The following is an 11075-nucleotide window of genomic DNA, read 5'->3' as shown; positions in this document are numbered from 1 at the left end:
CCGAGAATGTTGCTATTGGTACTAATGTATCAGTACTAGCTAGAGAATCCGTTGCTATTGGTTATCATGCGGAGGTGAAGAGCCAGGGCAGTATTGCTATAGGTCGTTATGCGCTCGCTGAAGGCGATGGAAGTGTCGCAATAGGTGGCGAAGTTCCACATGGAAGTACTGCACCGGTTCCCAAAGACGGTCGTACAATTGCAGGAGGAGATCGCTCGGTCGCTATTGGTAAGAACGCTAAATCTCAAGGTTTTCAGGCTGCTGCTGTAGGTTATGGTAGTACTGCTGCGAAAAATAATGGGGTTGCTTTTGGTTATATTGCATATGCAGGGAGTGACGAGTCCGTTGCTATAGGTTCTTATCCATATGCAGCAGGACAAGATAGTATAGCTGTGGGCCACATGTCTCGCGCTTTAGGTGTCAGCAGTATCGCAATAGGTGGTGAATATAATAAGGAGGATGAGTCGAGTGGATATACATTAGCAAAAGCTAATTATACAACTGTTTTAGGTTCTGTTTCTCAGGCCTTAGGACAGGGTGCAACTGCTCTTGGTTATCGTGCTAAGGCGATTGATGAGCTCTCCATTGCTTTGGGTTCTTATTCGGAAGCACAGGGAAAGGGAGCTATCACTATAGGTGCCAATTCTGTAGTTTCGGTGGAAGATGGTGTTGCTCTAGGAAGAGGTTCTGTAGCCAGTAGGGCTGCTGGTGAGTTTGGTTATACTTCTGTGTTGCAGGGTCCTGCAACAAATACCTCATCGCAATGGAAAAGTACGCGGGGTGCAGTGAGTGTTGGTGATTATAGTAAGGGTATAACCAGACAAATTACAGGCGTAGCAGCTGGTTCTGAGGTTGCCGATGCTGTGAATGTTAGGCAGTTGAGAGACTTAGAAGATGTTGTAAGAAAAAACGGTTGGAAACTCTCTGTTGGCGGTGCAAATGGTACAACTGTTCTTATGGATGGTGATGTAGATTTTTCTGCTGGAAGCACAAATCTTCAGATTGCAAAAGGTGATAAAGACAATAAGTTAAAATTCGATTTAGCTCAAGATGTTGCATTAACGAGCTTAAAGGCAGGCACAAATACCTTCGATGCCACGGGCTTAGCCATTACTGATGGTCCGAAAATAACCACCGGTGGTATTGATGCTGGAAATAAAAGGATAACAGGTATTGCACCTGGTGATCTTAGTGCAGATTCAAAAGACGCGGTAAATGGTAGTCAGTTGAATGTTGTAGCTACCCACATAGCTGGATATTTAGGCGGTGGTGTTAAATTTACGAATGGCCAATGGGATGATCCAAAGTTCAAAATTAAAACTTTTAATTCTGAGACGAATGAGATTGAAGAAGAAAGTTTTCCGAATGTAGCAAAAGCCTTTGAGGGTGTGGGTAAGTCTTATGTAAATCTTCACAATGAGATTAAAAATGAGATTAAAAAAGCTACCGATGATAGTGTCTTTAAATGGAATGCCGAATCGAAGAGCATTAAAATTGCCGCCGCTGAGGGGAAAGGTGGGCAAGGAAGTATTGCTATAGGTAATCTTTCAAATGCAAATGCCGAAAATAGTATTGCATTAGGTAGTTTTGCAGCGGCATCTGCTGAAAATAGTATGGCATTAGGTGGACTTTCAAATGCATTTGGTGCAAATAGTATGGCATTAGGTTCAAATGCACAAGTACAAGCTGCTGTTCCTGGTGGTGTTGCTGTGGGTTATCAATCTGTTTCTCGTAACCCAGCGTCCACTGTTGGCTATGATCCTTCCATAGGTAGCAAGTCAACAGATGATGGTGTGATATGGAAGAGCACTCAAGGAGCTTTTAGTGTTGGTGATACTCCGAATAAGATAACACGACAGCTTACAGGTGTGGCAGCGGGTTATGCAGATACTGATGCCGTCAACATTGCGCAGCTAAAAGCACTAAGAGCGTACGCAGGTAAAGGTTGGAAACTTTCTGTTGATGATAAAAATACCAAAGCCGTTAGCATAGATGATACGGTAGATTTTTCAACTGGAAGTAAAAATTTTAAAATTACAAAAGGTGATAAAGACAATAAGCTAAAATTTGATCTGGCTCAAGATGTTGCATTAACGAGCGTAAAGGCCGGCACAAATACCCTAGACGCAACAGGTCTAGTAATTACTGGAGGTCCGAAAATAACAACGGGTGGTATTGATGCTGGTAGTAAGAAGATAGCAGGCATTCAAAGTGGCGCACTCACAGCAGAATCAACCGAAGCTGTCAATGGTTCACAACTTTTGGCAACAAATACTGAAATTGCTAATGTAAGAGACAGTATTCTTGTTAAGCAAGTAGCAAAGAAGACTTTAGCGCGTAGTCTCCGTGATGGAGGAACGGGTCTTATCACTGTTGGTATGGAAACTGGTGGTAGCGAAATCAGTATTTTGAACAAAAGTAATGAAGGGCGGAAACTTTCCGGTCTACTTGGCGGGGCAATCAGTGGAATTTCAACAGACGCAGTAAATGGCTCACAGCTTCATACATTGGGCACAGGGGGTGCTTCGTATTTCGGTGGTGGTGCTGTCTATGCGGATGGGAAATGGACCGCTCCTACATTCAAGGTAAAAACAATCAAGGAAGATGGCAGCCCTGAAGATAAGGATTATCCTGATGTAGCATCTGCTTTTGCTGGAGTTGGTAGTTCTATCACGAATGTTCAGAATAAATTGACTGAACAGGTTAATAATGTGATTAACAAAGTAGAAAGCGAAAGCTTTGTTCAGCAAGACAAAACAACGCATCGTCTCACTATTGGAGCTGCAGTAGAAGGCAGTGAAATCAATATTGCCAATAAGGCTGGTGCGGATCGGACTCTTTCTGGTGTAAAGGACGCGACGAAAAACAATGAAGCCGTTAACAAAGGACAGCTTGATAAAGGCTTGAAAGATCTTTCGAACAGTCTTCAGTCTGATGAATCAGCAGTTGTTCATTATGATAAAGATTCAGATGGTAAAACTAATTATAGTAGTGTGACTTTAGGAAAAGCTAAAGATAAGATAGCTGTAGGTCTCCATAATGTTGCTGATGGTAAGATTTCCAAGGATTCACATGATGCAATCACGGGTGGTCAGATTAATACCATAGCTTCGGATTTATCAAAAATTTTAGGTGGAGATGTATCCTTTGATGGAAAAAACTTTAAAGGGCCACCTTATAATTTATCGAATATTGATGAAAAAGGTGAAGTAACAGATAAACCGCATACCGATATTGGTTCTGCCTTTAAAGGACTTGATGATAATATCAAGAATGTGAATGCTCGCATTAAGGAAGTCTCAGAAGGAGTTGCACAAGATTCTTTATCTTGGAGCGATGGTGACAAAGCTTTTGTCGCTTTGCATGGGGAAGGGGATAACAGAAAAGCCAGTAAAATCACATCACTTGCTATAGGAGATATTACGAAAGAATCGACGGATGCAGTAAATGGTTCTCAACTTTATTCATTGGGCGATAAGGTTGCAAAATATTTTTCTAATGACGCTGAATATAAGGATGGGGAATTGAATGTTCCTGATTTTAAGCTCAAAACTATCAATGATGATGGCACTGAAGCTGAATCAAGCTATAAAAATGTATCAGATGCATTTTCAGGTGTGGGTAAACTTTTCACAAAGATTCAAAATGTGATCAGCGATGTAATCAGTAATCTTCTTGTTACGAAAAATGAAGATGTTATCAACATTGGTAAAGGAGTAGAAGGAAATGAAATCAATATCGCAAACAAGAGTGGTAAGGATCGAACCCTTTCTGGTGTGAAGGCGGCAGAAAAAGACAATGAAGCGGTTAACAAGGGACAGCTTGATAAAGGTTTGAAGGATCTTTCTGATACCCTTCTGTCTGATAGTTCTTCTGTTGTTCTTTACGATAAAACAACAGATGATCAAATTGATTATACAAATGTAACTTTTGGTAAAGGGAAGGATGCTAAACCTGTTGCGCTGCATAATGTAGCCGCAGGATCGATTGCGGAAAACTCAACGGATGTTATCAATGGAGGACAGGTTTACATCCTTTCAACGGATGTAGCAAAATTCTTGGGTGGAGATGCTGAATTTAAGGATGGTGCTTTTAAAGGGCCAACTTATAATTTATCTAGTATTGATAAAGATGGTGAAGTAACAGATAAACCGCATACCGATGTTGGTTCTGCCTTTAAAGGACTTGATGAGAATATCAAGAATGTTAACGATCGTATTAAGGAGGTCTCAGAAGGAGTTGCACAAGATTCTTTATCTTGGAGCGATGGTGACAAAGCTTTTGTAGCTCTGCATGGGGAAGGGGATGACAGAAAAGCCAGCAAAATCATATCACTTGCGGCTGGTTCTATAGCATCAGGCTCGAGTGATGCGATTAATGGAGGTCAGATTTATACTCTTCAACAGAGCTTTGCCTCATATTTTGGTGGAGGAGCTGGTTATGATAAGGAAGGAAACTGGCAAGGACCCAAATTCTACGTTCAGGTTTTCAATGAGGATGGTACGAAAGGTGATAAAGAGGAGCGTAATAATGTCTCTGAAGCATTTGATGTTGTTAATGACAGCATGAGCACTATCAACGATCGTATAAAAGAAGTTGAAAAGGATGTTGCGTCTAATGGTCTGAATTGGAATGAAGAAAAAGGAAGCTATGATGCTTCTCACGTTGATGATCAGGGCGTTAAGAGTCCTAGTAAGATTATCAATGTAGAGGACGGTAAGGTAGACAAAGATTCCAAAGAAGCAGTTAATGGAGGTCAGCTTTGGGAAACTCAGCAGATGATTACAGATCAGGTCAAGGATATTGAAACTAAAGTTACGGAGGGATCTGTACAATATGATAGAGATAAAAAAACAGGTGAAAAGATCAATCAAGTTACATTAGTTGGTGGAGATGACAGTTCTCCAGTATTAATAGACAATGTAGCGGATGGAAAGATTGAAAAGGATTCGAAAGAAGCTGTTAATGGAGGTCAGTTGCATGATTACACAGAACAGCAGATGAAGACGGTTCTTGAAGATGCCAATAAGTATACGGATGAGAAAATTTCTCATCTTGTAAAAGATGGAGTTAATGAGGCTAATTCATACACGGATATGAAGTTTTCGACATTAAGTTATGCTGTTGAGGATGTTCGAAAAGAGGCAAGACAAGCAGCAGCTGTTGGTTTAGCGGTAGCTGGTTTACGCTATAGTGATATTCCTGGAAAATTAACACTCGCATTTGGTAGTGGTTTATGGCGTAGTCAATCCGCGTTTGCTGTTGGGGCTGGTTATACTTCAGAGAACGGTGATATTGGTTCCAACTTGTCAATTACCACTTCTGGAGGTCACTGGGGTATAAGTGCAGGGGTTAATGTGATACTCAACTAATAAACGACTGAATCCATAAAATTGATTTGCCTTTTTCTTATTTAAGAAAAGGGCAATTTTTTTATCTTCTTTCAGAGCCCTTTAAAGCTATTCTAAATGTACAGAACTCCCGTAATTATATAAAAAGCCTATTACAACTTTTTTTGAGAATAAAAGACCTTAGTGGTAAAGATTCAAAAAATTGATTGCTATTTTTTGATAATTAGGTAATGAGGTTACTGCTCTATCCTGTTATTTTGATTTATTAAAGTGCCTAAAACAATATAAATACGAATATACCCTTTATTAAAAAGAGACAGTTTTAGCTTTTATTTTCGTGTAGTGTTAAACGTATGCTTTATATTGGTATCGTTATAATTTTTCATTGAAAGTCTTGTTGTTTAAATGACAAATTATCTTAAAAATAGAATAGTTAAAAATATTATGTTTTTTAATCAGTTTCCTTTTTTGTAGCTTCATAGTAAAATTTTAATTTCTCCAAATTGTTTTAACTTAATTACGAGTATAAAAAGCAAATAGTGCAAATTCTTACAATTCAAAATATGTCTTTTTTATGTTTTAGGCATGGTTTTTATTGAGGGTTTGTTATGAAAAAATTATTGAATCATATTCAAGGGAAATAGCTCAAGTTTTCGGCGTTTATTTTATCGGTTGTTTGTAGCAACGTTTTCATTGGGAGTTGTTATAGTTGTTTTTTATCGAATGCTATTCCTGTTTTGGCGAAAAAAATTGACATAATAGAACAGCTGCATAGAACAGCTGCTTAAAGCCATGGCAAAAGCTGCAAAGAGCTATTCTCAAGGAAAAATACTTCTTTCTGCGTATGCTAACTCTAACAGCATTGGGGCTCTCTCAAAAGGTTTTGATTTATTAAAAGCAAGTTATTTAACAGCACTTAATACAGCACAGCAATGGCACCAATAGTGGATGATTCTACAGATGATAGTGGCTATATCAATTTTTTCGTCAATACGCTTTCTATTAAGAGTAAGGATGGTTTTAGTGAGAAATCTCTTACCGATCCGCAATTGGTGATGAACAATAACTCTACAATTACAATAAGTTCTGAAAACAACGAAGATGCAACGTACTCCAAACACAAGTATTGCTTTAGATAGTGGAACGCAAGCGGAAAAAGAATGGAGCGTTGCTGTAGGCAATATGGCTCATGCTTTGGGGAAAAGCAGTGTCGCAATAGGTGGTGAATATAATAAGAAGAGCGGATATGGAGATAACAATTATACAACTGCAAAGAGTGATTATTCAATAGATGTAGGTGTCGTTTCTAAAGCCCTAGGGTATGGTTCGATTGCTCTTGGGTGCATATGCATTTGCTCAAGAAGCTATTTAATAGGCTTCTATTCAATAGCAAATGTGGTTGGCAGTATCGCTATAGGTTCCTATTCTAACGTGACGGTTGATGATGGGCGGGGGGGTGTTGCTATCGGGAACAACTTTGTGCCTGGTAGGGCTGCTGGCGTTTTTTGGGTATATGTCTCTTCTGCAAGGACTGGTCAAAAACACCGAATCTCAATAGAAAAGTACGAAAAGTGCAAGAGAGTATTGATGTTCCTAGTAAGAACATAACGCGCCAAATTATAGGCGTAGCAGCTGGTAGCAAACCTGCCGATGCAGTGAACCTTAGACAGTTGCAGGATTTAGAAGAAATCGTAAGAAAAAAGGTTGGAAACTGTCTATTGCTGGTGAGGCAGCTAAAGATGTGGTGCTAGATAGTACAATAAATTTTCATCCGGAAGAAGTGACTTCAGGGTTAAAAGAGATAAGGACGATGAAAATAAGCTCATATTTGGTTTGGCTAATGACATAGCATTAAAAAGCATAACATTAGGAGAGAAAACAAAAGTAGATGCAACAGGCTTAGTAATTACTGATGGCCCACAAATAACTACCGGTAGTATTAATGCGGCAAGTAAAAAAGTAAAAAATATTGCAGAAGGAACTCGCAATACTGGTGCAGTGAGTATTTTTGTAAAACAGGATACAGCAACAAAACACATTACCATTGGTAAGGATATAGATGGTGATAAAATCGATATTGCGAATAAAAGTGATAAATTACGGATAATTTCTGGTGTTAAGAAAGCAGAGAGAGATAAAGCATCAATGATGCTGTTAATAAAAAAAAGCTTGAAGAAAGTTTAGAGAAACTTGCTAATGATCTTCAATCTGATGATTCTTCTGTTGTTCATTATGATAAAGCAAATGATGAAAATGGCACTATTAATTATGAAAGTATAACTTTTGGAAAAACTACAGCTCCCGTTGCACTTCATAATGTAGCAAATAAAATTACGGAAAATTCCACTGATGTTGTCAATGGTGGTCAGCTTTATTCACTAAATCAAACGCTTGCAAAATATTTTGGCGGTGGTGCTAGATATGAGAATGAAGAATGGACAGCACCAAGTTCCAAGCTGAAAGTTTTCAAAGATGATGGAACCTTTGAAGAGAACAGCTATGATAATATTGCAGCAGCTTTTGCTGGCATAAATAGTGTTTTCGCGAAGCTTCCTAATGAAATTTCTGGCAACATCGAGCAAAATGCTTTGTTATGGAGTAATGAAGCAGGGGCATTTGTGGCTCGGCATGGAAAAGACGAAAAAAAATAACAGCAAGATAACGCATCTTTTGGATGGAGATATTTCAGAAGGCTCGACAGAAGCCATAACAGGGAACCAGATTTATTCATTGAAAAATCAATTTGCAGCATATTTCGGTGGTGGAGCAAGCTATGGTAAGAAAGGTAAATGGATAGCGCCTGAGTTTAAAGTTCAAGCATTCAATAAAGTAACCTTAGTCAGTGAAGATGAGAGTGATCCAGTTATCACAGATAATGTAGCTGCTGGTAGGATTGAAAAAGGCTTGATAGAAGCCGTAAATGGTGATCAGTTACATGATTATACGAAAAAGCAGACAGATATGATTCTCGATAAAGTAAAAGAATATACGGATGAGAAAGTGTCTAATATTGTAAAGGATGGTGTTAAAGAGGTTCATTCGTATACAGAAATAAAGTTTGCAGCGTTAAGTTATACTGTTGAGGATATCTGAAAAGAAGCAAGACAAGCCGCAGCCATAGATTTGGCAGTGTCTAATTTAAGTTATGATGATACTCCTGGAAAAATCAGTCTATCATTTGGTGGTGGTTTATGGCGCAGTCAATCCGCATTTGCTATTGGCGCTGGTTATATGTCAGAAGATGGAAAGATTTGCTCCAATCTCTCCGCAACGAGTTCTGGTGGTCATTGGGGTGGTAGGTGTTGGGCTTAATTTAATACTGAACTGATAAGCAAAAAACTTTTTTAAATATGCTCCTTGCTCCTGCCTCATCAAAGCAGGGGCATTTTAGTAAAAAGCTTTCATAAAGCCTCTAATGAAATAAAAAATCTTATTCACGAAAAATAAACTGTTGCCTAAATTGATGATCAATAGGTACAAAAATTATACCTTTTTCAAAGAGGTCAAAGCTAAAAACGACGTACAACCTTTGATAGAAAAATGAGATCCATTCTAATATTAAGTATTTTTTTACCTTCCTCAAATTGACTTTCACGAACTTGCCCCTAAGTACCCTCTAAGACACTGTAGAAACAACAGCTTATGTCTTAATTTTATTTATGTTCTGAAACACGCTGTAAAAGTAGGAACACGCAAGGGAAATAAGAAAGCTCTAGAGCATACCTTTTTTGTGTTTTTTATCTGTTATTATGAAGGGGGTATTATGAAAAAATATTCAACACCAAATTCGATTAAAGGGGTTTCATTGGGAACAGTTATAGCGGCGCTCTTGTCGAGTGTTTCTCCTGTGGTTGCTGCAAATCTTGCGATAACAGGTGATAAAGTTCAAAGTACAAGTAGTCCTAGCGTGTCTTATAAATACGCTAGCCATGGCAGTATTGTATTAGCTGGCGATGATGATAACTGTGGTGTGTATAATGTTATTGATCGTGGTGGAAGCAATCAAGGTACTGATAAACAAATCACTGCAGAGGAACTATATGAAAGAGTTTCTATGAATAAAGAGATTAATGGCAAGCGTCCTTTTAACTGGGGGCTTGGTCAGCTTACTTGGGCTGGTGATGGTCTGACCGTTACCGGGGGGTATATGGGAAAAGAAACCGGTGGTCTTTCAAATGTTCTGCCTGAAGCTTATGGTGTGTTTTCTTTTGCAACTGGGTGTGGATCTTCCGCAATGGGGCATTATTCAACAGCATTTGGAGCGGGTGCGACTGCAAAGCGTGGGGGAGCACAAGCCTTTGGTATTGGTGCACTTGCAGGTGAACAAGCAAGTATTGCTATAGGGGTTGCGTCTGAAGCAGTAGCAAGCAATACGATTGCTATTGGTGGGCTTGCAAAAGCAAAAGGCGTTGATAGTATTGCATTCGGTAACAAATCACTTGCAGATGGAAAACAAGCAATTTCTATAGGTTATGGTGCTCAAGCTCAAACAGATCTTTCGATAGCGATTGGTTTAGATGCAAGAGCGACTGAGCGTGAGGGTGTTGCTCTTGGAAGCGAGTCTGTAGCTTATGTTGCTGCTGGCGCTATCGGTTATGATCCTTACATTAAAGGTCCTTCACAGTCTGACAACTTTGCATGGAAAAGTACGCTAGCTGCAGTGAGTGTTGGTGATGTTAAATCAGAGAAAACGCGCCAGATTGTAGGAGTGGCAGCTGGTACTGAATTGCATGATGCCGTTAATGTTGCACAGCTAAAAACGTTACAATCATACGTAGACCAAGGTTGGACACTATCTGTTGGGGGTAAAAATGCCACAACGATTGGTATAAAAGATACTGTAGATTTGTCAGCGGCAAGTGATAACCTTAAGATTACAAAAGGTACGGAAGACAATAATGTAAAATTTGATCTAGCAGATAATATTACAGTGGAGCGAGTTACCGCTGGAAGAAGCTCTATGAGTAATGATGGCATTATATTTGCTGATGGGGCTAGAATAACTGTGGATGGTATTGATGCTGGCAATAAACAGATTACAGGAGTGGCAGCTGGGGAAGAACCTGATGATGCGGTGAATTTTGCGCAGCTACAAGAGATAAAAAATCAAATAGCAGGAAATAGCCTTGTCAAGCAGGAAGGAGATGCAGATACTATCACCATTGGTAAGGCAACAGGTGGAACTCAAATCAATGTTGCGAACAAATCAGGTGGTGCTCGTACAATTTCCGGTGTGAAGGCAGCGGTTAATAATGATGAAGCGGTTAATAAAGAACAGCTGGATGGCCGTATAGCAGATATTAGTAACAGTATTAATAATATTAAAGAGGGAAGTGCTTTTGCAGTTCTTTACGATAAAAGTGCAGATGGCACTGTAAATTATAACAGTGTGTCTTTGGGCGGCAATAAGAGTCAAGGACCAGTAGCTCTCCTTAATGTTAAAGATGGCACAATTGCTAAAAATTCACATGATGCAATCAATGGGAACCAAATTAATCAAATCTCTCAAGATATAGCAAACTACTTTGGTGGTGATGCCTCATTCGAGAATGGTGCCTTTAAAGGACCCAAATATAATTTATCTACAGTTTCTGCGAATGGTAAGGTGGTTCAGAAAACCTTTGAAAATGTTGGTGACGCTTTGACAGGTCTTGATGCAAATGTAAAGAATGTGAATGATCATTTAACGAATGTGACAAATGATTTTACACAAAAAATCAATAA

6 protein-coding genes and 3 pseudogenes are annotated in these 11075 nt (G+C 39.1%); all 9 read left to right on the top strand.

Features of this window, described 5'->3' with window-relative positions:
* The first annotated feature begins 74 nt into the window (after window positions 1–74).
* A complete protein-coding gene (locus ACFIJ9_RS08250; RefSeq protein WP_375636680.1) occupies window positions 75–5372 on the top strand; it encodes a YadA-like family protein in 5298 nt (1765 codons plus the stop codon).
* A 771-nt stretch (window positions 5373–6143) separates the two neighbouring features.
* Window positions 6144–6296: a hypothetical protein gene (locus tag ACFIJ9_RS08245; RefSeq protein WP_375636678.1), complete on the top strand. Its 153-nt coding sequence runs from the start codon at window positions 6144–6146 to the stop codon at window positions 6294–6296.
* On the top strand, window positions 6296–6490 hold the full coding sequence (locus tag ACFIJ9_RS08240; protein WP_375636676.1) for a hypothetical protein: 195 nt from the start codon (window positions 6296–6298) through the stop codon (window positions 6488–6490). The genes ACFIJ9_RS08245 and ACFIJ9_RS08240 overlap by 1 nt, the downstream gene beginning before the upstream one ends.
* Window positions 6453–6959 carry a hypothetical protein gene (locus ACFIJ9_RS08235; RefSeq protein ID WP_375636675.1) on the top strand — a complete coding sequence of 169 codons (507 nt, stop codon included), beginning with the start codon at window positions 6453–6455 and terminating at the stop codon, window positions 6957–6959. The genes ACFIJ9_RS08240 and ACFIJ9_RS08235 overlap by 38 nt, the downstream gene beginning before the upstream one ends.
* The gene (locus ACFIJ9_RS08230; RefSeq protein WP_375636674.1) at window positions 6923–7102 is read left to right on the top strand and encodes a hypothetical protein; all 180 of its coding nucleotides are present in this window, start codon (window positions 6923–6925) and stop codon (window positions 7100–7102) included. The genes ACFIJ9_RS08235 and ACFIJ9_RS08230 overlap by 37 nt, the downstream gene beginning before the upstream one ends.
* Before the next feature lie 82 nt (window positions 7103–7184).
* Window positions 7185–7535, top strand: a complete 351-nt coding sequence (locus tag ACFIJ9_RS08225; protein WP_375636673.1) for a hypothetical protein — start codon at window positions 7185–7187, stop codon at window positions 7533–7535.
* Window positions 7493–7762, top strand: a pseudogene (locus ACFIJ9_RS08745) (hypothetical protein); the annotation flags it as partial. The gene ACFIJ9_RS08225 and the pseudogene ACFIJ9_RS08745, both read left to right, overlap by 43 nt.
* A gap of 162 nt (window positions 7763–7924) precedes the next feature.
* Window positions 7925–8679, top strand: a pseudogene (locus ACFIJ9_RS08215) (YadA-like family protein); the annotation flags it as partial.
* Between the two features lie 435 nt (window positions 8680–9114).
* Window positions 9115–11075, top strand: a pseudogene (locus tag ACFIJ9_RS08205) (hypothetical protein); the annotation flags it as partial.

This window comes from Bartonella sp. MR90HLJMH, assembly GCF_042194115.1.
In the GTDB taxonomy this organism is placed as follows: domain Bacteria; phylum Pseudomonadota; class Alphaproteobacteria; order Rhizobiales; family Rhizobiaceae; genus Bartonella; species Bartonella grahamii.
This window is presented reverse-complemented; position numbering and strand designations above follow the sequence as displayed.